The sequence below is a fragment of the Pseudomonas sp. Irchel 3E13 genome, from assembly GCF_900187455.1.
Taxonomy (GTDB): domain Bacteria; phylum Pseudomonadota; class Gammaproteobacteria; order Pseudomonadales; family Pseudomonadaceae; genus Aquipseudomonas.
Genome location: NZ_FYDX01000025.1, coordinates 50,426 through 72,003, shown reverse-complemented (window position 1 = coordinate 72,003; position 21,578 = coordinate 50,426). Strand labels below are relative to the sequence as shown.

General features: G+C 64.8%; 19 protein-coding genes. 10 read left to right on the top strand and 9 right to left on the bottom strand.

Features of this window, described 5'->3' with window-relative positions:
* The first annotated feature begins 49 nt into the window (after positions 1-49).
* Entirely contained in the window at positions 50-1,540 is a 1,491-nt protein-coding gene (locus CKW37_RS30610) for a DASS family sodium-coupled anion symporter (protein ID WP_095159838.1), read from the top strand.
* Between the two features lie 46 nt (positions 1,541-1,586).
* Here the strand turns inward: CKW37_RS30610 and CKW37_RS30605 are convergent, their stop codons facing one another.
* The 3 genes from CKW37_RS30605 to CKW37_RS30595 all read right to left on the bottom strand — a co-directional run bounded on the left by CKW37_RS30605 (position 1,587) and on the right by CKW37_RS30595 (position 4,777).
* On the bottom strand, positions 1,587-2,135 hold the full coding sequence (locus CKW37_RS30605) for a cupin domain-containing protein (RefSeq protein WP_095159837.1): 549 nt from the start codon (positions 2,133-2,135) through the stop codon (positions 1,587-1,589).
* 90 nt (positions 2,136-2,225) lie between these two features.
* Positions 2,226-3,428: an MFS transporter gene (locus tag CKW37_RS30600; protein WP_095159836.1), complete on the bottom strand. Its 1,203-nt coding sequence runs from the start codon at positions 3,426-3,428 to the stop codon at positions 2,226-2,228.
* Between the two features lie 92 nt (positions 3,429-3,520).
* Positions 3,521-4,777 carry an OprD family porin gene (locus CKW37_RS30595; protein ID WP_095159849.1) on the bottom strand — a complete coding sequence of 419 codons (1,257 nt, stop codon included), beginning with the start codon at positions 4,775-4,777 and terminating at the stop codon, positions 3,521-3,523.
* A 186-nt stretch (positions 4,778-4,963) separates the two neighbouring features.
* Here CKW37_RS30595 and CKW37_RS30590 point away from each other — a divergent pair, with 186 nt between their 5' ends.
* Positions 4,964-6,172 (top strand): Bcr/CflA family multidrug efflux MFS transporter, encoded by a 1,209-nt coding sequence (locus CKW37_RS30590; protein WP_095159835.1) that lies wholly within the window; start codon positions 4,964-4,966, stop codon positions 6,170-6,172.
* A gap of 173 nt (positions 6,173-6,345) precedes the next feature.
* A complete protein-coding gene (gene ppnN, locus CKW37_RS30585) occupies positions 6,346-7,719 on the top strand; it encodes a nucleotide 5'-monophosphate nucleosidase PpnN (RefSeq protein ID WP_095159848.1) in 1,374 nt (457 codons plus the stop codon).
* Positions 7,720-7,779: 60 nt separating this feature from the next.
* On the opposite strand, the gene CKW37_RS30580 is transcribed toward ppnN, so the two are convergent.
* Positions 7,780-8,220 (bottom strand): hypothetical protein, encoded by a 441-nt coding sequence (locus CKW37_RS30580; protein WP_095159834.1) that lies wholly within the window; start codon positions 8,218-8,220, stop codon positions 7,780-7,782.
* A gap of 177 nt (positions 8,221-8,397) precedes the next feature.
* Between CKW37_RS30580 and CKW37_RS30575 the strand changes: the two genes are divergently transcribed.
* The 5 genes from CKW37_RS30575 (at position 8,398) to CKW37_RS30555 (ending at position 12,051) form a co-directional block, all read left to right on the top strand.
* A complete protein-coding gene (locus CKW37_RS30575) occupies positions 8,398-8,685 on the top strand; it encodes a hypothetical protein (protein ID WP_095159833.1) in 288 nt (95 codons plus the stop codon).
* Positions 8,686-8,830: 145 nt separating this feature from the next.
* Positions 8,831-9,370 carry a DUF3455 domain-containing protein gene (locus CKW37_RS30570; RefSeq protein ID WP_095159832.1) on the top strand — a complete coding sequence of 180 codons (540 nt, stop codon included), beginning with the start codon at positions 8,831-8,833 and terminating at the stop codon, positions 9,368-9,370.
* A gap of 66 nt (positions 9,371-9,436) precedes the next feature.
* Positions 9,437-9,970, top strand: coding sequence for a sigma-70 family RNA polymerase sigma factor (locus CKW37_RS30565; protein WP_095159831.1), 534 nt, complete (start codon positions 9,437-9,439; stop codon positions 9,968-9,970).
* Positions 9,967-10,695, top strand: a complete 729-nt coding sequence (locus CKW37_RS30560) for an anti-sigma factor domain-containing protein (RefSeq protein WP_095159830.1) — start codon at positions 9,967-9,969, stop codon at positions 10,693-10,695. The genes CKW37_RS30565 and CKW37_RS30560 overlap by 4 nt, the downstream gene beginning before the upstream one ends.
* A 207-nt stretch (positions 10,696-10,902) precedes the next feature.
* Complete coding sequence (locus CKW37_RS30555; RefSeq protein ID WP_095159829.1) at positions 10,903-12,051, top strand: HPP family protein; 1,149 nt, start codon at positions 10,903-10,905, stop codon at positions 12,049-12,051.
* Position 12,052: 1 nt separating this feature from the next.
* Here the strand turns inward: CKW37_RS30555 and CKW37_RS30550 are convergent, their stop codons facing one another.
* Both CKW37_RS30550 and CKW37_RS30545 read right to left on the bottom strand, forming a co-directional pair.
* Complete coding sequence (locus CKW37_RS30550; RefSeq protein WP_095159828.1) at positions 12,053-12,916, bottom strand: LysR family transcriptional regulator; 864 nt, start codon at positions 12,914-12,916, stop codon at positions 12,053-12,055.
* Between the two features lie 51 nt (positions 12,917-12,967).
* Positions 12,968-14,452, bottom strand: coding sequence for an aldehyde dehydrogenase family protein (locus CKW37_RS30545; RefSeq protein ID WP_095159827.1), 1,485 nt, complete (start codon positions 14,450-14,452; stop codon positions 12,968-12,970).
* A 270-nt stretch (positions 14,453-14,722) separates the two neighbouring features.
* Here CKW37_RS30545 and CKW37_RS30540 point away from each other — a divergent pair, with 270 nt between their 5' ends.
* Together CKW37_RS30540 and CKW37_RS30535 are read left to right on the top strand one after the other, a co-directional pair.
* Positions 14,723-15,892, top strand: a complete 1,170-nt coding sequence (locus CKW37_RS30540; RefSeq protein ID WP_095159826.1) for a p-hydroxyphenylacetate 3-hydroxylase oxygenase component — start codon at positions 14,723-14,725, stop codon at positions 15,890-15,892.
* A 72-nt stretch (positions 15,893-15,964) separates the two neighbouring features.
* Positions 15,965-16,909, top strand: a complete 945-nt coding sequence (locus CKW37_RS30535) for a p-hydroxyphenylacetate 3-hydroxylase reductase component (protein WP_095159825.1) — start codon at positions 15,965-15,967, stop codon at positions 16,907-16,909.
* Positions 16,910-17,059: 150 nt separating this feature from the next.
* On the opposite strand, the gene CKW37_RS30530 is transcribed toward CKW37_RS30535, so the two are convergent.
* From CKW37_RS30530 to CKW37_RS30520, 3 genes are all read right to left on the bottom strand, one after another.
* Positions 17,060-17,449: a VOC family protein gene (locus CKW37_RS30530; protein ID WP_095159824.1), complete on the bottom strand. Its 390-nt coding sequence runs from the start codon at positions 17,447-17,449 to the stop codon at positions 17,060-17,062.
* Between the two features lie 30 nt (positions 17,450-17,479).
* On the bottom strand, positions 17,480-19,429 hold the full coding sequence (locus CKW37_RS30525; protein WP_095159823.1) for a DNA topoisomerase III: 1,950 nt from the start codon (positions 19,427-19,429) through the stop codon (positions 17,480-17,482).
* A gap of 142 nt (positions 19,430-19,571) precedes the next feature.
* Entirely contained in the window at positions 19,572-21,575 is a 2,004-nt protein-coding gene (locus CKW37_RS30520; RefSeq protein WP_177454503.1) for a hypothetical protein, read from the bottom strand.
* Positions 21,576-21,578 lie beyond the last annotated feature (3 nt).

The window sequence follows — 21,578 nt, the reverse complement described above, 5'->3', positions numbered from 1 at the left end:
GTGCCGGGATAGAGCGCTTGCCGGGTGTTCCGCAGTCAGCGAGGCGTTCATGAGTCAGACAAGCACTTCTCCTTCAACCACCGGCGCCAGGCTGGGGCTGCCCGTCGGCTTGCTGGTCGGCATCGTCGCGCTGGTGGCCGTGCTGTTCTTGCCGTTGCCGGCCGACTTGCCGGTAGCGGGGCAGCGGGTGTTGGCGATCCTGGCGTTTGCCGTGGTGATCTGGATCACCGAGGCGGTGTCCTACGAAGCCAGTGCGATCATGATCACCTCGCTGTTGGCGTTTCTCCTCGGCACCGCGCCGACCTTGGCTGACCCCACCGTCACCTACGGCTCGTCGGCGGCGGTGAGCATGGCCCTGACCGGCTTCTCCAACCCGGCGCTGGCACTGGTGGTGGGCGCGCTGTTTCTCGCCGCGGCAATGACTCACACCGGGCTGGACCGGCGCATCGCTCTGGTGACCCTTGACCGCATCGGCGTCAGCACCCGGCGCATCCTGCTGGGCGCGGTGGTGGTGACCATTCTGCTCAGCCTGGTCGTGCCCAGCGCCACCGCGCGCAGCGCCTGTGTGGTGCCGATCATGATGGGGGTGATCGCCGCGTTCGGCGTGGACAAGCGCTCCAACATCGCCGCCGGGATCATGATCATCGTCGCCCAGGGCACCAGCATCTGGAACATCGGTATCCAGACCGCTGCGGCGCAGAACCTGCTGACCGTCGGCTTCATGGACAAGATGCTCGGCGCCCGGGTGTCGTGGATCGACTGGCTGATCGCCGGCGCACCGTGGGCGGTGCTGATGTCGCTGTTGCTGATTGTGCTGGTGCTGAAAATGCTGCCTCCGGAGACCGACAGCATCCCTGGCGGTAAGGCTGCGGTCGCCGAGCAACTGGCGGCGTTGGGGCCGATGAGCGGGGCGCAGAAGCGTCTGCTCGGCGTTTCGCTGGCCCTGCTGCTGGCGTGGGCCACCGAGGGCAAACTGCACGCGTTCGACACCACGTCCACCACCTATGCCGGCTTGGTGCTGTTGCTTTTGCCGCGCTTCGGCGTGATGACCTGGAAGGACGTGCAGGCACGGATTCCGTGGGGCACGGTGATCGTTTTCGGCGTGGGCATCAGCCTCGGCACCACCTTGCTCAGCACCCATGCCGGCCAATGGCTGGGCGCGCAGGTGGTCGCCCATACCGGGCTGGATCAACTGGGTACGCTGGGCGTGTTTGCGATTCTCGGGGCGTTCCTGATCGTGATCCACCTGGGCTTCGCCAGCGCCACGGCGTTGACCTCGGCGCTGTTGCCGATCCTGATCGCAGTGCTGCAGACCTTGCCGGGTGATTTCAGTCGGCTGGGCATGACCATGGCCCTGGGCTTCGTGGTCAGCTACGGCTTTATCCTGCCGATCAATGCGCCGCAGAACATGGTGTGTCTTGGCACCGAAACCTTCAACGCACGGCAGTTCGCCCGGGTCGGGTTGGTAGTGACCCTGGCCGGTTATCTGCTGATGCTGGTGTTTGCCGCCACCTGGTGGCATTGGCTGGGCTGGATGTGAACCAACGGCGGTAGCGCGAGAGGTCCCGCGCTACCGCCGCCGTGGATCAGAAGTTCGCCGGGGTGTTGGCGCTGATGATCTCGGCCTCATCCTGGCCGATGTTCTTGAAACTGTGGGGCAAGGTGGTCGGGAAGTAATAACCGTCGCCGGTGTTGAGGATGCTCACCTGACCGTCGACCCGCAGTTCAATGGTGCCCCGGGTGACCAGGCCGCATTCCTCGCCTTCGGCGTGGACGATCAGCTCTTCACCGGAGTCGGCGCCTGGGGCGTACAGCTCGCGCAACATGCGCATCTGCCGGCCTTCGACGCTGGCGCCAACCAGCAGCAGGCGCAGGCCGGAACTGCCCAGGTCGGGCTGTTCGGTGGCGCGGAAGACGAAGCGTTCTTGCCGCGGCGGCTCGTCGAAGCTGAAGAACTCCGCCAGGGACATGGGGATGCCTTCGAGCAGCTTCTTCAGGGAACTGACAGAGGGGCTGACGCGATTCTGTTCGATCTGTGAAATGGTCGAGTTGGTCAGGCCGCTGCGCCGGGCCAGTTCGCGTTGGGAGAGCTTGTTGCGTTCACGCACCAGTCTGAGTCGTGTCCCCGTGTCCATAGCCGCCTTGGTGTCAAAAATAATGGGCGACGCATTAAAGCACACTCGGGCAGCCTGTGCCCGAGCGGCGAACGGCGGATCGTGCGGGTTTCAGACGTGTGCCGGGGCACGTGAGGTCGACCACAGCCCCACCAGCAGCAACAGCACGGCGGCGACCAGGTACGGCAGGCGCGGATCGAGGCTGTAGATCAAGGTTCCGGCCAGCGGACCGATCACCACGCCGAAGCCCTGTACGGCGCCGACGGAGCCGGCGGTGGCGCCTTGTTCAGAGGCGTCCACGGCGTTCGCTGCCAGCGCCGCGAAGGCCGGGAACACCCAACCCATGCCCGCCGCGCTGACGAAGAAACCGAGCGCCAGCACCAGGCTGCTTGTGGCGAAGGCGCTGGCGATAAAGCCCAGGGCCGAGATGCTGGCGCCGACGCGAATCATCCGCAGCGGCGGCCATTGCAGCTTGCGCACCAGCAATTGCGAGCAGATCAGCGCTGCGCCGACCATGGTCAAGGCAATACCGGCGGCCTGTGCGGCGTCGCCCGGTTCCAGGCCCAGGCAATCGAGGGCGAAGAAACCGACGGTGATCTGCGCCAGGGACACGCAGAGCATGGCGACGAAGGCCACCACCAGCGGCCGGCGCAGGCGCGGGTCGGTCATCCGCACGCTGCGCGGGGCCTGGGCCAGGTGCAGTTCCTGGCGCTTGAGCTTGAACCGCAAAACCAAAAGGGCCAGCAGCGGCAGGATCGCCATGGCGTACATCGGCAGGCTCAGGCTGTGGCGGGCGAGCAAGGCGGCGAGGGCCGGGCCGAGCACCAGGCCGACGGCGTTGGCGGCGCCGAGGGACGCCATGGCTTTGGCGCGGTTCTGCGGCGCGACGTTATCGGCGATCAGCGCGTTGCTGCCTACCGGCAGGGCGGCGTAGAACGCACCGATGGCGCCACGGCCGATGACCATGCCGGCGAACGCGATCGAGGCGGGCGGCAGCCAGCGCAGGGCGCCGTCGATGAACAGGCATAGCGCCCAGTAGGAGAGGGTGAAACCGCCGGCACCCAGCAGCAGGATCCGGCGGCGGCCATAGCGGTCGCTGGCGCGGCCCCAAGGGCGGGCGAGGAGCATCCAGATCACCCCGGACACCGTCATCGCCGCGCCTGCCTGCCAGGGGGCGAGGTCGAGCACGCGAGCGATCGGGCCGATCAGCGAGACGAAAGCCATCATGGCGATAGTGCAGGCCATGTGGGCGAAGAGCAGGGGACGGATATCGAAGGCGGTGTGCTGCGCAGGAGGGACCTGGGCGGTGGTCATAAGCAGTCCGGGGCTGGTTTCGTGGTGGCACATTGTGCCCCGGCCTGCTGTACATCTTGAAGATAAAACCCGTATTTACGCTTTTTCTTCCCTCACCACAGCGCCACGGTGTACCCGAGGATCAGCCGGTTTTCATCGATATCGCTGGTCAATCCGCCGCTGGAACGGAAGGTCGCATTGCGCAGGCGCACGCTGAAATTCTTCAGCGGACCGTCCTGTACCACGTAGGCGATATCGGTGTCGCGTTCCCATTCCTTGCCGCCGCTGACCGTCGCCGTCTCGATGTTCTTGCCGTTGACGTAGCGGGTCATGAAGCTCAGGCCGGGCAGGCCGAAGGCGGCGAAGTTGTAGTCGTAGCGCGCTTGCCAGGCGTCGGTCTCGGCCTTGGTGAAGACGTTCACCGTGACCAGGTTGACCGAATACGGGTCCAGGCCCGGGTAGGCGAAATCGCCGTCGCCGGAGAGGTTCTGGTAACCCAGGCCGAATTTGTGTGCGCCCACGCCGAGGGTCAGCATGCCGTTGAAGAAGCGGTTGTCGATCTTGCCGCCGTCGACCCGGGCCGCCGAGCGCAGAGCGTCATGGCCGGTTTCGCGGGTGTCGAAGTAGCGCAGGTCGCTGCGCAGGTTGACGCCGTCGGCTAGCGGCAGGTCGTGGACCAGGCCGGCGTAGTGCTGGCGGTAGATGTCCTGCATCTGCGCGTAGTAGTAGCTCACCGCCAGGCGCGGGGTCAGGGCGTAGGTGCCGCCGGCCAGGTCCAGGTGACTGCTCTCGACGCCGGCGTAGCTCATCTCGTCGTTGCTGGAGGAATCCCGCAGGTTCTGCTTTTCCAGGCGGCCGATGTTGAAGGTCAGGCCGTCGATGTCCTGGGAGGTGACCAAGCCGCCGGTGTAGGTCGAGGGCAGCAGGCGCACGTCGTTGATCGCCGCGACCGGCAGCATCGGTTGCAGGGTGCCGAGCTTGAGGGTGGTCTTGCTGATGCGCGCTTTGGCGGTCAGGCCCAGTTCGCTGAAGTCGTCCACCGGCTCCTGGCTGGCGCCGTAGGGCAGCAGGCCGGTGCCACGGCGGTCACGGCTGGAGTCGAGCTTCACGCCCAGCTCGCCGAGGGCGTCGAGGCCAAATCCGACAGTGCCTTCGGTAAAGCCTGACTCCATACGCAGAATGAAGCCCTGGGCCCATTCCCGGGCCTGGCTTTGCGGCGCGTTGCTCTGGCGGAAATCGCGGCTGAAATAGAAATTGCGTGCTTCCAGGCTGCCTTTGCTGTCCTTGATGAAATCGGCGTGGGCGAGGTACGGGACGAGCGTGGCGCACAGGCCAGCGCTGGCCGCGGTGAGGCGACGGGGGAGGGACATGGACTTCATACCTTTTGTTTTTGTTTTGGTGCGTTCGTTATGGCGTTGTAAGGCCGGGCCCTGGGTCGCGGGCTTGGCTTATAGTTAACATATTATCTTTATACCGATAAAGTCCTTTTGCTGCGCTTGCGAATAAAATTAAGATATTAACGTTATGCCGCTTCCTTCCCTGATTTCGGAGTCCCGATGACCCACACTGCCAATCCGGCCCGGCTGATCGTCCTGCTCGCCGCGCTGGTGGCGTTCGCGCCGCTGTCCATCGACACCTACCTGCCCAGCCTGCCGATGATCGCCAGCGACCTGGGCGCCGATGCCGCCAGCGTGCAACTGACCATCAGCCTGTTCCTCGCCGGCCTGTGCCTGGGCATGCTGGTTTACGGACCGCTGTCGGACCGCTACGGCCGGCGGCCGCTGCTGCTGGGCGGCATGGTGTTGTACTTGGTGGCGACGGTGGGCTGCATGTTCGCCAGCTCCGTGGAGCAACTGGTGGTCTGGCGCTTTTTCCAGGCCCTCGGCGGCGCGGCGGCCTCGGTGCTGGCGCGGGCCATCGTGCGTGACCTGTTCGCCCTCAGCGAGGCGGCGCGGGTGTTGTCGCTGATGCACCTGGTGACCATGCTTGCCACGCTGGTGGCGCCGTTGCTGGGCAGCCTGCTGATGGAACTCAACGGCTGGCGCACGGTGTTTTTCGGCCTGCTGGTGTTCGCCGCGCTGTGCCTGGCCACCTCGGTCTGGAAGATCGGCGAAACCCATGCCCCGGACATGCGCGGCGATTCACTGGCCAAGGCCTTCAGCGCTTACTGGCAGATCGCCCGGCAGCCGGTGGCGCTGGCCTACATCCTCTGCATGGGCCTGGCGTTTGGCGGGATGTTCGCGTTCATCACCGCGTCGCCCTTCGTGTACATGGAGTATTTCGGCGTGTCGCCCAGCGGCTACGCCTGGCTGTTTGGCCTGAACGTGGTGGGGATCATCGTCGTCACCCTGATCAACGCGCGGATGGTCAGCCGCGTCGGGCCGTTGCGGATGCTGTCGGTAGGGGCGGCGCTGGGCGGTGTCGCGGCGCTCTGGTTGCTGGCGATCGGCCTCAGCGACTGGGGCGGGCTGACGGCGATCGTGGCGGGGGTGATCGTCTACGTGAGCATCACCGGTCTGATGGGCGCCAATTGCGTCGCCAGCCTGCTGGCGCTGTACCCGCGTCAGGCCGGCGCGGCGGCGGGGCTGGCGGTGGCTTGCCAGTTCGCCCTCGGCGCGGCGTTCAGTGCCGTGGTCAGTGCCCTGGCTGACGGCACCCCGGCACCGATGTGCCTGGCGCTGGCGGCTGCGGGCTTCGGTTGCCTGGCGTGTTTTGCCGCCATTGCCGTGCGAAGCAAGGCGCAAGCCTTGAAGCAGGCGGCCTGATGGCAGTGTGAAGAAGCCGTGCCCTGTCGTCGGATGCGTCCATACTCAGTGAAGCCGGGCCGTTTGCTACAAGCCCGGCCACCTGTTACAAACAGGTGCGAGACCCGCGCGTGCGGCGTTCACAACAGCGGTGCCACAGTCGTTCGCAGGCACCGAACAGCATGGAATTCAGCATGGCCCAAAGACAGGTAATCAATGCTTCGGTCGCCCCGAAAGGGAGTCTGGAGACGCTTTCCCAACGTGAAGTCCAACAATTGAGCCAGGCCGGCTCGGGCAGTATCTACACCCTTTTCCGCCAGTGCGCCCTGGCCATCCTCAATACCGGCGCCCATGTCGACAATGCCAAGACCATCCTCGATGCCTACAAGGACTTTGAGGTCCGTATTCATCAGCAGGACCGCGGCGTCCGCCTGGAACTGCTCAACGCCCCGGCGGATGCTTTCGTCGATGGCGAAATGATTGCCAGCACCCGCGAGATGCTCTTCTGCGCCCTGCGCGACATCGTCTACACCGAGAGCGAGCTGGACCGCCTGAAGATCGACCTGGAAAACTCCCAGGGCATCACCGACTACGTGTTCCAGTTGCTGCGCAACGCGCGCACCCTGCGTTCGGGCGTCGAGCCCAAGCTGGTGGTGTGCTGGGGTGGTCACTCGATCAGCAGCGAGGAATACCAGTACACCAAGAAGGTCGGCCACGAGCTGGGCCTGCGCAAACTGGACATCTGCACCGGCTGCGGCCCTGGCGTGATGAAGGGGCCGATGAAAGGCGCCACCATCGCCCATGCCAAGCAGCGCATGAGCAGCGGCCGCTACCTGGGCCTGACCGAGCCTGGGATCATCGCCGCCGAGGCGCCGAACCCGATCGTCAATGAGCTGGTGATCCTGCCGGACATCGAGAAACGCCTGGAAGCCTTCGTCCGGGTCGGCCACGGCATCATCATCTTCCCTGGCGGTGCCGGCACCGCCGAGGAATTCCTCTATCTGCTGGGCATCCTGATGCACCCGGACAACCGCGAACTGCCGTTCCCGGTCATCCTCACCGGGCCGCGCAGCGCCGAGCCGTACCTGCAACAGTTGAACGACTTCGTCGGCGCCACCCTCGGCGAAGCGGCGCAGGGGCTGTACCAGATCATCATCGACGACCCGGCGCAGGTCGCCCGGCAGATGACCGAGAGCCTCAAGGCGGTCAAGCTGTTCCGCCGCGAGCGCAACGACGCGTTCCACTTCAACTGGCTGTTGAAAATCGAGGAGGGCTTCCAGCGTCCGTTCGATCCGACCCACGCCAACATGGCCAGCCTGCAACTGCGCCTCGACTTGCCGCCGCATGAGCTGGCGGCCAACCTGCGTCGGGCGTTCTCCGGCATCGTCGCCGGCAACGTCAAGGACAAGGGCATCCGCCTGATCGAAGAGCATGGGCCGTACGAGATTCACGGCGATGCGGCGATCATGCAGCCGCTGGATCGGCTATTGCAGGCGTTTGTCGAGCAGCATCGGATGAAGCTGCCGGGCGGCGCGGCGTATGTGCCGTGTTATCGGGTTGTAGCCTGATCTGCTGAAACCTCATCGCTGGCGGCGTTGCGCCTGCCAGCGATGGCGTTTTTCAAGGATTCAGATGAAGTCCCCGTCAGCCAGCAACAGCAGGCTGCCATCTTCCTGTTCCTTCACCAGCCCGCTGGCCAGCAACAGTGGCTTCAGGCGGACCTGCAGGCGCGCTTCGACGAAGGTCTTGAGGTTCTCGAGATCGAGGCTGCCGCCAGGCAACTCTTCCTTGTGGTACGACAGCCAGGCTTTTTTCAGCACACCCAGCACGTCGGCCGCGGTGGTCGTGGCAAAACGCCGATGCAGCGGAATACCGTTGAACTCGAAGCTGTGGGCGAAGGCGTAGGCGCTTTCGTCGTTCGCGCTTTCCTTGCAGCGGGCGCAGGTGCATTTGCCGTCGCCGAAGGCGTTGTTCAGGTAGGTGTTGAAGTCCACCACGGGCTTCAGGTTCAGGCGTTTGTCGACGTCGAACAGGTCACCGGTCAATTTGGCTTCGGCACTCAAGGTCATCTCCTTACGGCATGCAGTCATTCAGCCCGGCACGATACCAGCGCGGGCAGCGGCGTGCTCGGTTTCGTGATGGCTGGCGATACCGGGGGACCGGCCCGCACGTCGGGATACGGGCTTTTGCGGCCATCCTGGCTTATCCTGTGCGGCCGTTTATTCCGCTCACGGAGCACTTTCAGCATGAAGAAATACACCGCCACCGTAACCATCAGCGCCGAACAGCGCGATGACGTCGAGGCTGTCGAGAACGCCGGCGTGCAAATCTCCCTGGAGGCGGTGACGGAAACGCTGAAGAAGGTGCATTTCAATGGCGCCCTGGCGGCTCCCGAGAACCCCACCCATGTCTGCGTGACCCTCGACAACGGCCTGACCTACTACGGCGAGATCGTCAACGGCCACGCCGAGCTGGAATACGGCTGGATCGCCTTCGAGTCGGACATGCTGACCCCCGAGGAACTGGGCCTGTAAGCACGGTCCAGGCGTCACCCGGATAATCGCGGACATGTTCCGCGATTATTTTTTCATCCGCGTGCATCCAATTGGCGTCCTGCCAGGTAGTTCAGACAGCAGCCTCGTGCTGCCTGACCGATCATCCTGACTGGAGTCACGCCTTATGAACCGCCAATCCCGCTTCGCACTGGCCGCCGCCGCTCTAGCCGCGTCCAGCCTCCTGCTTGGTTCCGCCGCTCATGCCACCAGCGCGCTGCCCGACAGCATCAAGGTGCCGGACGGCCACAAGGTCGCGCTGGAAACCGTCGGCGTCGGCGAAATCACCTACGAATGCCGCGACAAGGCCGACAAGCCCGGGCAGACCGAATGGACCTTCGTCGGTCCCAAGGCCGTGCTCAATGACCGCAGCGGCAAGGCGGTTGGCGACTACTTCGGCCCGCCCGCCACCTGGCAGGCGAAGGACGGCTCGAAAGTCACCGGCACCCAGTTGGCGGTGGCACCTTCCAGCCCGGGCAACCTGCCGTACCAACTGGTCAAGGCCAACCCGGCTGAAGGCGCCGGCGCCATGAACGGCGTGACCTATATCCAGCGCGTCGCACTCAAGGGCGGCGTGGCGCCAGGCAGCGCCTGCACCACGGCTGACAAGGGCAAGCAGGAGAAGGTGAATTATCAGGCGGACTATATTTTCTGGACCGCCCGATAAGCCACGGTTGCCCGTTCGACGGTGGTCTACGCTGCTAGCGGTAACCACTCGTCGACGGCAAGCCCTGTGACCTTACCCCTGTCCTCGTTCGACCATGAAGCCCACCTGGCGGCCTGCGCACGCGGCGACCGCCAGGCGCTGCAGCGCTTGTACGAAGAGGAGGGCGCGCGGCTGTTGGGCGTTGCCCGGCGCCTGCTCAAGGACACCGCCCTGGCCGAAGACGTGGTGCACGACGCCTTTATCCGCATCTGGACCCGCGCCGCCACCTTCGATCCGGCACGTGGCAGTGCCCGTGGCTGGATGTTCAGCATCACCCGGCACCTGGCGCTGGATTTCCTGCGGCGTCGGGAGCGCGATGTGCCGCTGGGCGATGAGGCCGAGCCGGGCGACAGCGCCGCCGAGGGGGACGGTCCGTTGCGCAGTGGGCGCATGACCACCTGCCTGGAGCAATTGGAACCTGTACGCCGGGCCTGCCTGGTCCACGCGTATGTCGATGGCTTTTCCCACGCCGAGATCGCCCGCACGTTCGGGACGCCGCTGGGCACAGTGAAGGCCTGGATCAAACGCAGCCTGGCTGCCTTGCGCGAGTGCATGGGATGACGACCGGCGACCTCGACGACAGCCGCGAAACAAGCCCCGACGACAGTGATGCGCTGGCCGCTGAATATGTCCTCGGCACGCTGCCGTTCGACCAGCGTCAGGTCGTCGCCCGGCGCCTTGAACACGATGTGTCGCTGCGGGAAGCGGTCGATGCCTGGGAGCACCGTTTGCAGGGGTTGCAGGTGCAGGCGCCGGCGCAGACACCGTCCGCGTATCTGTGGCAACGCATCGAGCGCAGCGTGGGCGATCTTTCGCCGTCGCTGTCTGCCGCTCGTCCCGAACGCTGGTGGCAGCGTCCGACACCCTGGCGTTGGGTGTCGGTGGCGGGCCTGGCGGCCAGTCTGTTACTGGCGGTGTTGCTGGTGCGCGAACCACCTGCAGCGACGCCGACCTACCTGGTGGTGCTGGTCGCGCCGCAGGACAAATCGCCCGGCTGGGTCGTGCAGGCGAGCAATCACCGCACCGTGCAGTTGATTCCGCTGGGCATGGCCGAAGTGCCCGCGGACAAGGCGCTGGAATTCTGGACCAAGGCTGATGGCTGGAGCGGGCCGGTGTCGCTGGGCCTGATCGCGCCGGGGCAGGCCGTGGAAGTGCCGCTGGATGCCTTGCCGCCGCTGCAGGACAACCAGCTATTCGAGTTGACCCTGGAGAGCCCGACCGGCTCGGCCAGCGGCAAGCCCAGCGGGCCGGTGCAGTTCATCGGTCGTGCGGTCAAAGTGCTGTGAGAAAACGCACTGTTTTGTGACGCTGCAAAAAAAATGCACTGAAACAGCACTTTTTTGAATTTGAGCTGGCGGTCAGATTTCCTCAGACTGCCGGGCAATCTTTCCATCTCCAGGGAAGGAGCCCTTTGCGTATTGCCCCCTCGCGATACAAAGTCCGTCCGCTGTTGGGCGGGCTTCTTTTCTTCAAACAGGTGCCTGGTCCGTCACATGTCTAGCCGTGGTCTCAGTAACTGGTTCGATCGCTTCATTCCAGCCGCTTTGCATATTCCCCCTCAAGAATGGTTCCGCGCCGCGATCGGTGCGCTTCTGGCGCTGGCCGTTGCGGGTAGCGTCTGTAGCTACCTGTTCGGCAGCGCGGCGACACTGCACCTGATGGCGCCATTGGCGGCCTCGACGGTGTTGCTGTTTGCCGTGCATTCCGGCGCGCTGTCGCAGCCCTGGCCGTTTCTCGGCAGTTACGTCTGCGCGGCGGCGGTGGGGATCAGCCTGCATCACTGGATCGGCCCGGGCCTGATGGTGGCGAGCGCGGCGCTGCTGCTGGTGATTCTGCTGATGTGTCTGCTGCGCTGCCTGCACCCGCCGGGTGCGGCGCTGGCGGTGAGCCTGGCGCTAGCCGATCCGTCGCTGGCGGCGATGGGCGTCAAGGTGATCGAGCCGGTGATGCTCAATGCCCTGATCGTGCTGGCGATGGCGGTGCTGTACAACCGCCTGAGCGGCGTGCGCTACCCGAAAATCAACGCGCCGCGCAAAGCCAATCATGCCACCGCTGACCAGCCGGCCAGCGAGCGCGTCGGGGTCAGCCCGAGCGATCTGGACCAGGCACTGGAAGACATTGGCGAGTTCGTCGACGTGACCCGCAACGACCTCGAACGGATCATCCTCGCCACCCAGCGCCACGCGGTGCAGCGCAGTCTCGGCGGGATTACTGCGGCGCAGGTGATGTCCCGCGACGTGCAGTTCGCCACGCCCGACACCACGCTGGAACAGGCCTGGAAACAACTCGCCAGCCATCATCTGAAAAACCTGCCGGTGCTGGATGACAGCGGGAAACTGGCGGGCATCATCAGCCTCAGCGATCTGGTCGCGCCGGCCATGGCCGCGACCCGTTTCAGTTGGCGGGCGCTGTTTGGCAGGCAGAAGCCGGTGCGTCTGGCGCAGATCATGAGCGAGCCGGTGATTACCGTGGACAGCGAGCGTCAGGCCGTCGAACTGATCCCGCTGCTCTGCGACCAGGGACTGCATTGCCTGCCGGTGCTGGAGAACGGCAAGGTGGTTGGCGTGGTCACCCAGACCGACCTGATCGCCGCGCTGAGCCAGCATTTGCTGGCGCAGGAGCGGCTGGCCGAGGCGGCTTGAGTCAGATCAGCGGATCCCAGCGCTGCGACCAGTCGCTATCACCTGCCACCACCTGGCGCAGCAGTTCGAACGCCTGCTGCAGCGCTTGCGAATCCCGCTCCCGTGGATAGACCAGCCAGGTGGGGTAGGGGAATTCCGGCGCCTGCGGCACCCGTTCCAGTACCCCGCGGTCCAGGTAACTCTGCACCACCCGCGTGCGGAAATAGCCGCTGCCGCCGTGTTCGAGGATGAACTGCAAGGCCAGCGGGCCGAGGTTGAAGCTCAGGGCCGGGCGGGTCAGTTCTGGAAGGGCTTCGTCATGCAGGCGGCGGAAGGTATCGCCCCAGTCGATGTAGACGTAGGGCTCCGGCTTTCTTCGCAGTTGAATGCGGATCAGTTTTTCTTCCAGCAATTGTTCGACTTGCAGGCCGGGGCTGTAGATCGGCTGGTAGAGCAGCGCCGCGTCGAGCGTGCCCATCTCCAGTTTGCGCAGCAGGGCGGCGCTTTCGCCGACTTCGCTGCGGATGGCGTGGCTGGGTAGCTGTTCGTGCAGCACCCGCACCCAGTCAAGCACCAGCGGGTTGCACAGGCTGACTTCCCCACCGATGCGCAGCACCTCGCGGCAACCGTCCGGCAGCGGCAGATCGCGGCGGGCCGATTCCCAGGTTTGCAGCAGTTGATTGGCATAGGGCACGAAGGCCTCGCCATTGCTGGTCAGGCTGGCGCCGTTGCGGCTGCGGATGAAGAGCTGGCAGTCGAGTTGCTGTTCGAGTTTCTGCACTCGCGCGCTGATGGCGGTCTGGGTGACGTGCAGGTGTTCGGCGGCAGCGACGAGGCTGCCGCTGCGCACGATTTCGAGGAAGGTTCGGGCCAGCTCGATGTCCATGGGGCACCAGATTGGGGGCGAGCTGGCCATTCTAGAGCGTGTGCGGCCCAATCAGTAGCGAATCATCACCGACTTCAGCTCGGTGTAATCCTCGATGAACGCCCCACCGAATTCACGCCCGACACCCGAGGCCTTGATCCCGCCAAACGGCACCGCTGGGTCCAGCAGGGTGTGCATGTTTACCCACAAGGTGCCGGCCTGGACCCTTGGAATCAGGCGCATCGCCTTGCCCAGGTCGTTGGTCCAGAGGCTGGCACTGAGGCCGTAGGGGCTGTCGTTCATCAGCGCGACCAACTCCTCTTCGTCGTCGTAGGCGAGGAAGGTCGCCACCGGGCCGAAGGTTTCCTCGGTCATCAGGCTGTCCTTCGCCGAGTTGGCCAGGATCACGGTCGGCTCGACATAGCAGCCCGGGCCGTCGATCAGCTTGCCGCCCTGCAGAATGGTGCTGCCTTCGGCGCGGGCCTTGGCGAACAGTTGGCCGAGCTTGGCCTGGTGCTGTTTGTTGGTCACCGGGCCGAACTCGCTGGCCTCATCCAGCGGCGAGCCGATCTTCAACTGGCTCAGGCGCTCGCTCAGGCGGCGGGTGACCGCGTCGATCTGCGAGCGGTGCACGTAGAAGCGCTCGGCGGCGGCGCAGATCTGCCCGGAGTGCAGGAAGCCCGCTTCGATGATGCCGTTGACCGCGGTTTCCACATCCACATCCGGCAGGAAGCCCGCTGCGTTCTTGCCGCCCAGTTCCAGGGTGGCGCGGGTCAGGTTGGCGGCCATGGCGGTCTGGCCCACGGCGAGGCCGGTGGGTACCGAGCCGGTAAAGGAGACTTTGTCGGTGTGCGGGTGCTCGATCAGCGCCTTGCCGACACCGCCGGCACCGGTCACCACGTTGAGCACGCCTGCCGGCAGGCCGGCGTCGATCGCCAGTTCAGCGATGCGCAGGATGGTCAGCGGGGTGAATTCGCTGGGCTTGATGATCACGCTGCAGCCGGTGACCAGCGCCGAGGCCAGTTTCCAGATGGCGATCATGGTGGAGAAGTTCCACGGCACGATGCCCACCACCACGCCAATCGGCTCGCGCAGGGTGAAGGCGGTGTAGCGCTCGCCGTTGAACGAGGGCAGCGACGGGGTGATGGTCTGGCCGCTGATCTTGGTTGCCCAGCCAGCGTAGTAGCGCAGGAAGTGCGCAGCCTGGGCGACTTCGAAGTGGCGCGAAATCTGGATCAGTTTGCCGGACTGGCAGGTTTCGATCTGGGCCAGCTCTTCGGCGTTCTGTTCGATCAGGTCGGCCAGTTTCAGCAGCACGCTGCCGCGCACTGCCGGTGCGGCCTGCGACCACTGGGCGAAGCCCGCGCGGGAGGAGGCCACGGCGCTGTCGATGTCGTGCTGGTTGGCTTCGCCGACGCGGCTGATGACTTCGCCGCTGGCCGGGTCGATCACGTCCAGGTGACGACCGCTGCCGGAGGCCTGCGCGCGGCCGTCGATGAACAGGCCGTGGTCACGCTGGAAGAACGCCTGGACGGCAGGCAGGAGAGAAATGGTCATGGGGTGTACCTGTGCAAATAGGCAAAGCCGGCACCCTAGCGCAGGCCCGCGCGGGTGACTTGACTGAGCCTGCCAGCCCTACATGACCGGGTCTGCCAGCGCGTTCGGCGGTTGTCCGACGGCGGGGCAGGGTTGGCCATGGAAAGTACAATTTTGTCTCTGGAAGGTGCATTTTCAGCGTGGCGGACGCCTCCCATACTGGCCCCGAATCCGCAGCGGCCTGTGTAGTCACCAGGCCCGATGGACATCCAATAATAAGCAGGGCCACTCATGAAAAAGCCAAACCCGCTGCTCGAAGACCTCAAGTCGGTACTGCCGACCATAGCCGCCAATGCCGCCCGTGCCGAAAAAGAACGCATGGTTCCCGCCGAGAACATCGCCCTGCTCAAGGGGATCGGCCTGCACCGCGCCTTCCTGCCCAAGCCTTATGGCGGCATGGAAATCTCCCTGCCGGAGTTCACCGATTGCATCGCGCTGCTGGCCGGCGCATGCGCCAGCACCGCCTGGGCCATGAGCCTGCTGTGCACCCATAACCACCAACTGGCGATGTTCCCGGCCAAGTTGCAGGAAGAAATCTGGGGCGTGAACCCGGACCACACCGCCAGCAGCAGCATCGCGCCGTTCGGTCGTGTCGAAGAGGTTGAAGGCGGCCTGCTGTTCAGCGGCGAAATGGGCTGGAGCAGCGGTTGCGATCACGCCGAGTGGGCCATCGTCGGCTGCCGTCGCGCTAACGCCGAAGGCACCCAGGACTACTGCTTCGCCGTGCTGCCGCGCAGCGACTACGAAATCCGTGACGACTGGTTCGCCGCCGGCATGAAAGGCAGCGGCACCAAGACCCTGATCATCGACAAGGCCTTCGTCCCCGAGCACCGTATCCAGAAAGCCAAGGACATGATGGAAGGCAAGTCCGCGGGCTTTGGTCTGTATCCGGACAGCAAGATTTTCTACTCCCCGTACCGTCCGTACTTTGCCGTGGGCTTCGCCACCATCAGCCTGGGCATCGCCGAGCGCATGCTCGAAGCCTTCCGCGAGAAGACCAAGAACCGCGTGCGCGCCTACACCGGTGTCAGCGTTGGTGCCGCGACCCCTGCGCTGATGCGCCTGGCCGAGTCGACCCACCAGGTTGCCGCCGCCCGTGCCTTCCTCGAAAAGACCTGGCAGGACCACGCCGACCACGGCGCCCGCAAGGAATACCCGGACCGCGAGACCCTGGCGTTCTGGCGTACCAATCAGGCTTACGCGGTGAAGATGTGCATCCAGGCCGTGGACCGTCTGTACGAAGCTGCCGGCGGCACCTCGTGGTTCGAGAGCAACGAGCTGCAGCGCCTGTGGCGTGACTCGCACATGACCGGTGCGCATGCCTACACCGACTACGACGTCTGCGCGCAGATTCTGGGTCGCGAGTTGATGGGCCTCGAGCCTGATCCGAGCATGGTCTGACGCTCGATCCTCTTTCTCTCTCGCATAAAAACAAATCACGGTTGCCCGTTGCGGGCAGCCGGGGAGTCTTGCATGTCCAATGAAACCGTTGCGGCCTTCGACAGCCGTGCCTTCCGCCGCGCCCTGGGCAACTTCGCCACCGGCGTTACCGTGGTCACCGCCGATGATGGCGCAGGCAACAAGGTCGGCGTTACAGCCAACAGCTTCAACTCGGTGTCCCTCGATCCGGCGCTGATCCTCTGGAGCCTCGACAAGCGCTCCACGAGCCTTGCGACCTTCGAGGCGGCCAGCCATTTCGCGGTGAATATTCTCGCCGCCGACCAGATCGACCTGTCCAACAACTTCGCCAAGCCGCGGGATGACCGTTTCGCCGGCATTGCGCACGAAGCGGGTGCGGGCGGGGCGCCGATCCTGCTGGACTGCTCGGCCAACTTCCAGTGCGAGAAGTACCAGATCCTCGACGGTGGTGATCACTGGATCATGATCGGCAAGGTGGTGGCGTTCGAAGACTGCGGGCGTTCGCCGTTGCTGTATCACCAGGGCGCGTATTCCATGGTCCTGCCGCACACCCGCATGACCCGCCGCGAAGAAGGTCAGCCACCGAGCAGCAACTTCCAGGGGCGCCTGAGCCACAACCTGTATTACCTGATGACCCAGGCCCTGCGGGCTTATCAAACCAGCTACCAGCCGCGGCAACTGTCCAGTGGCCTGCGCACCAGCGAGGCGCGGATGCTGATGGTGCTGGAGAACGATGCCGGTTTGAGCCTCACCGACCTGCAACGCGAAGTGGCAATGCCCGCGCGGGAAATCGATGAAGCCGTGGCCAACCTGACCCGCAAGGGTCTGGTCAGCGGTAGCGAGGAGGGCGGCAATGTGCGCCTGACCGTAGGTGGCATCGACCAGACCGAAGCGCTGTGGACCATCGCTCGTGAGCAGCAGGACACGGTGTTTGGCGAGTTCAGCGAAGCGCAGATCGAGACGTTCAAGACGGTGCTCAAGGCTGTGATTCGCGGTTAGTCGACAGGTCTTTAGCGCCCTTGAAATTGAGCGCCGCCCGTGCGGCGCATCGCCGGCAAGCCGGCTCCCACAGTGCCCCGCGTGGGAGCTGGCTTGCCAGCGATGCTCGATCTCAAGGACGCCGGAAAACTTCCGATCGGTGGGAGTAGGTCACCCCACCGGCGTACACAACTCCACCAGAATCCCCGCCGGACAACGCACCCAGGACACGGTCTGGCCCCACGGCTTGGTCTGCGGTGTCTTCAACTCCACGGCCCCGGCAGCCAACGCCCTGGCGTGCGCCGCCGCCACCTCATCGGTCACCAGGCCGATCTCCATGCCCAGCGGCCGCTGGCTTTCGCTGGCGGCGAGCACGCCGCCTTCGAAATTCGCCTCGCCCAGTTCCAGCGACGCAAACGCCAGGGTGGTCGCCCCGGTGTCCAGTTCGCCGTAGTCACCGCCTTCATGCAGAAAGCGCCGGGTCAGGCCGAAGGCGTTTTCGAAAAAGGCCAGCGAGGCCGGGACGTCCGCGACGTAGGCGATGGTGTAGCCGAGTTTCATGAGGATCTTCCTTGAGTCGGTAAGAGAGGATCAGGCCTTTTTCGCCCGAGGTTTTCGTGGCCGCTTGGTCGTTGCGGCAGTGCTGCTGCTCTTGCGCTTCTTCTTCTTCCACGGCGAACCGCCACGCCCCGCCGGCGTCGCCGGGCCGGAGATGGTCAGGCTCATGCCGGCACAACGTTCCACCTGCTTGCTCATCCACGCCGACTGTTTGGCGACGAAGGTTTCCAGGGTCATTTCGCCGCTCTGCACCATGTCCAGCGCCTGCTCCCAGATCGCAGTGGTGCCGGGGTCGGCGATGGCACGGGGCACCGCGTCGATCAGGCTGAAGGCGGCCGGCGTGGCGTTCAGTGCCTTGCCGTTTTTCACCATGTAGCCACGGTCCAGCAGGCCCTGGATGATCCCGGCGCGGGTGGCTTCGGTGCCGATGCCGGTGGTGTCCTTGAGTTTCTGCTTGAGCCGCGGATCGTCCACCAGCTTGGCGACGTTCTTCATCGCCTTGATCAGGTCGCCTTCGGTGAAGGGCTTGGGCGGTTGGGTCCAGAGGTCTTTCAGGTTGACCTCGCGCACCTCGCACCATTGCCCCTTGTTCAACGTCGGCAACACCTGCGGCGCTGGCGCCTCGCGGCCTTTGGGCGGGGTCAGGGCTTCAGGCAGGGCACGACGCCAGCCCGGCTCGACGATCTGCTTGCCCACCGCCCGCAGGGCCTGGCCGCCACAATCGAAGTCGGCCTGGGTGCGGTCGTATTCATGGTTGGGCAGGAACTGCGCCAGGTAGCGGGCGCGGATCAATGTATAGACCGCCTTGTGTTTGCCCGGCAGACGGTTCGGATCGATGGCCGCGGCGGTGGGGATGATGCCGTGGTGGGCGCTGACTTTCGCGTCGTTCCAGGCCCGGGAACGGCGTTGCGGCTCCAGGTACGGCTGCAGCGGCGCCAGCGATGAATCGGCGCGAGTCAGGGCGGCGAGGATTGCCGGAGCTTCGCTGTGCTGACTCAGGGGCAGGTAGCCGCAATCGCTGCGCGGGTAGGTGATGACCTTGTGGGTTTCATAAAGCGCCTGGGCGATGTCCAGGGTTTCCTGGGCGCCGAGGCCGAGTTTCTTCGAGCAGACTTCCTGCAGGGTGCCAAGGTCGAAGGCCAGCGGCGCAGCTTCGCGCACGCGCTCGGTTTTGATTGCCACCACCTGCGCCGAACCCGCGCCATTGATTGCGGCGGCGGCCTGTTGCGCCAGTTCCTGCTTAAGACAGCGACCCTGGTCGTCGCAGGCATCGTCCGGTGCGCGCCACTGCGCGGTGAAGACGGTACCGGCGCTGTCCAGTTGCACATCGATGGCCCAGAACGGCACCGGCACGAAGTCGGCGATGCTGCGATCGCGGTCCACCACCAGGCGCAGGGTCGGGGTCTGCACCCGGCCCACTGGCAATACGCCTTGGTAGCCGGACTGGCGGCCGAGCAGGGTGAACAGCCGGCTCATGTTCATGCCGATCAGCCAGTCGGCGCGCGAGCGACCGAGGGCCGAGTGGTACAGGCTGAAGGTTTCGGCGCCGGGCTTGAGGCTGGCCAGAGCCTTGCGGATCGAGGCGTCGTCCAGCGCCGACAGCCACAAGCGGCGGATTGGTCCGCGGTAGCGGCAGTGTTCCACCAGTTCCCGGGCGATCATCTCGCCTTCACGGTCGGCGTCGGTGGCGATCACCAGTTCCGCGGCCTCGCCCAGCAGGCGCTTGACTGCCTTGTACTGGCTGGCGGTCTTGGGTTTGACCTGCATTTTCCACTGGCTCGGGACGATCGGCAGGTCTGCCAGCACCCAGCGTTTGTAGCGGGCGTCGTAGGCGTCGGGCGGGGCGGTTTCCAGGAGGTGGCCGATGCACCAGGTCACGGTCACGCCGGTGCCGACCCAGCAGCCATCGCCGCGGCGGTTGGCGCCGAGGACCTTGGCAATATCCTTGGCCTGGGAAGGCTTCTCGCAGAGGAACAGGCGCATGTGCCGGGGCGGAGTCCTGGGGGAAAGAAGGCCCTAGGATGCTCAGGAAGTGCGGTTGAGGCAAGTTTTATCTGTATGGATGTACAGCCATCGCTGGCAACCCAGCTCCCACAGGGGAGCTGGGTTTGCGGACGATAATGCTTCAGGGCGCCGCGCTCACCGTCGCATTGCGCCACGCATTTTGCAGTTTCTGCTCCAGCTCGGCGCTGACGGTCTTGCCCTTCTGCGCCTGCAAGGCCAGCTTCAGCCCGTTCAGCGAACGCCCGCTCAAGCGGTTTTCACTGAGGTCTTCGGTGAACACTTTTTCCGCGTTCGCCGCCTGGCCTTGAGCCAGATACGCATAGCCGAGGGATTCGCGCACGGTGTAGTACCAGTCCGGCGGCTCGTTGTACCAAAGTCCGTCCTGCACTTCGACCGCCTTTTTCCAGGCCGTGATGATCGCTGCCTTGCTGTCGTCCTCCAGCGTGGCGAAGTCGTCGGCCAGCAGTTTGCCGTTTTTGCCGACGGCCTTGGCGCTCGCGTCCCGGACGTCCTTGAGCACCAGCTTGCCAGCGGTACTTTCCTGGGCCTTGGTAAACAGGATCAGGTTGGCCAGGCGCAGCAACTGGATGGCGTCGTTGTTGCCGTACTTGAGCGTGGCGTTGTCCTGCAGAACGCTGCCCGCTGTGCTCCAGAAACCGTTCATGGCCTCGACGGCCTTGCCGCTGTCGAGCGTGTCGCCGAGCTTCTGGTACGCCGTCGCATAGCTTTCCATGATCCGTGTGTACGGCATGGTCAGCGCCACCCAGTTCTGATCGGCCTTGGCGCAGGTCTCGTTGATCTTCGCCAGGCCGCTGCTGATGTTCGGCTTGATCCGCTCCAGCGCATCCCAGTCCTGGAAGCGCACGGCGTAGTAGTAGGGCACCGCGTAGAAGTAGTCGGACTTGGTTTTCAGCTCCTGCGGGTACTGCTTGCAGAGGAATTCCGACGAGGCATTCAGCGTGGTGTTGTCCACCAGTTCGCTGGCCATGTTCATGGCTTCGTTCTTGCGCCCTTCGATGGACAGGGTCCAGGTCAGGAAGTGGATGTTGTGCCCCAGGTAGTGCAGCAGGTACGGGCTCTGCGGCTGAACCTGGTTGGCGTAGGCCCGGTCCACCGACACCGCCGCGTAGTTGGTGGCGCTGGACAGCGCGTTGTTGCCGGTGCGCTGGTAGATGTGCGAGGCCATGTGGATCAGGTGACCCACCGCCGGGTTGAGCGTGCGGAAGCGATCGGCCATGGGCAGGCCGCTGTCGGGGAACGGCGACTCTTCAATGGCGTGGATGTAGAAGTGGTTGGCGCCGGAGTGGTTTTCGTCCGCCACGAGGATGCGGTTCAGCACTTGCAGCGCCTCGTAGGCTTCGTTGGTCGGGTCGACCTTGTCGGAGGTCGCCTCGACGCCTTTCCACCATTTCCACGGGGCGATGTTGAGCAGGGCGTCGGCGTACAGGGCGGCGGCATCGAGGTCGTCGAAGTATTTCTCGGACAACGCTTTCATCTTCGCCGCGTAGCGCTTCTTGCCGTCGAGGGACAGGCCGATCTGGTCGCCTTTCTCGTCGTACTGGCTGAGGAACGCTTCGGCATAGGCCACTTCGCGATCCAATTGCGCGGTGCTGAATCCGGCGGGCGGTTTGGCCTGGCGGTTTTGCGCGTTCTGCAAGGCCAGCCGGGCGGTCAGGTTGGCCAGTTGGTCGCAGCCCTGGGTGGCGTCGGTGTTGATGTTGGAACTGGCCGACAGCGCCACGCCCCACAGCGGCATCGCCGAGCCGTCATCGAGCTGGTAAGCCTGGTAGAAGGCGCGGATGGCTTCGCCGAAGTTGAAGCCGTATTGCAAGGCCATGCCCTGGCTGTAGAAGGCTTGCACCTGTTCGGCGTCCTTCACCGCGACCAGGTCATAACGGGCGCCGCCGAGGCCGGAGAGCAGATGGTCCTTGTCGGTGTCCGCGGCGCTGACGCACTGTTGCAGGGCCTGCTTGAGGTCGGTGTCGATGGGCAGTTTGCGGAAGAACACTTCTTCTGCCTCGGACTGGCTGTCGTTGCCGTGCATGCCGTGACCCTTGGCATTGAGCGGCAACGCAGCCAGCAGTGCGCAGGCGATCGCCGTGCGCACGCTGGTGTTTCGATCCATGAA

Bases quoted from the DNA above. Each gene is read 5' to 3' on its own strand.
- CKW37_RS30610 (WP_095159838.1), top strand. From the start codon at position 50: ATGAGTCAGACAAGCACTTCTCCTTCAACCACCGGCGCCAGGCTGGGG.
- CKW37_RS30605 (WP_095159837.1), bottom strand. From the start codon at position 2,135: ATGGACACGGGGACACGACTCAGACTGGTGCGTGAACGCAACAAGCTC.
- CKW37_RS30600 (WP_095159836.1), bottom strand. From the start codon at position 3,428: ATGACCACCGCCCAGGTCCCTCCTGCGCAGCACACCGCCTTCGATATC.
- CKW37_RS30595 (WP_095159849.1), bottom strand. From the start codon at position 4,777: ATGTCCCTCCCCCGTCGCCTCACCGCGGCCAGCGCTGGCCTGTGCGCC.
- CKW37_RS30590 (WP_095159835.1), top strand. From the start codon at position 4,964: ATGACCCACACTGCCAATCCGGCCCGGCTGATCGTCCTGCTCGCCGCG.
- ppnN (WP_095159848.1), top strand. From the start codon at position 6,346: ATGGCCCAAAGACAGGTAATCAATGCTTCGGTCGCCCCGAAAGGGAGT.
- CKW37_RS30580 (WP_095159834.1), bottom strand. From the start codon at position 8,220: ATGACCTTGAGTGCCGAAGCCAAATTGACCGGTGACCTGTTCGACGTC.
- CKW37_RS30575 (WP_095159833.1), top strand. From the start codon at position 8,398: ATGAAGAAATACACCGCCACCGTAACCATCAGCGCCGAACAGCGCGAT.
- CKW37_RS30570 (WP_095159832.1), top strand. From the start codon at position 8,831: ATGAACCGCCAATCCCGCTTCGCACTGGCCGCCGCCGCTCTAGCCGCG.
- CKW37_RS30560 (WP_095159830.1), top strand. From the start codon at position 9,967: ATGACGACCGGCGACCTCGACGACAGCCGCGAAACAAGCCCCGACGAC.
- CKW37_RS30555 (WP_095159829.1), top strand. From the start codon at position 10,903: ATGTCTAGCCGTGGTCTCAGTAACTGGTTCGATCGCTTCATTCCAGCC.
- CKW37_RS30550 (WP_095159828.1), bottom strand. From the start codon at position 12,916: ATGGACATCGAGCTGGCCCGAACCTTCCTCGAAATCGTGCGCAGCGGC.
- CKW37_RS30545 (WP_095159827.1), bottom strand. From the start codon at position 14,452: ATGACCATTTCTCTCCTGCCTGCCGTCCAGGCGTTCTTCCAGCGTGAC.
- CKW37_RS30540 (WP_095159826.1), top strand. From the start codon at position 14,723: ATGAAAAAGCCAAACCCGCTGCTCGAAGACCTCAAGTCGGTACTGCCG.
- CKW37_RS30535 (WP_095159825.1), top strand. From the start codon at position 15,965: ATGTCCAATGAAACCGTTGCGGCCTTCGACAGCCGTGCCTTCCGCCGC.
- CKW37_RS30530 (WP_095159824.1), bottom strand. From the start codon at position 17,449: ATGAAACTCGGCTACACCATCGCCTACGTCGCGGACGTCCCGGCCTCG.
- CKW37_RS30525 (WP_095159823.1), bottom strand. From the start codon at position 19,429: ATGCGCCTGTTCCTCTGCGAGAAGCCTTCCCAGGCCAAGGATATTGCC.
- CKW37_RS30520 (WP_177454503.1), bottom strand. From the start codon at position 21,575: ATGGATCGAAACACCAGCGTGCGCACGGCGATCGCCTGCGCACTGCTG.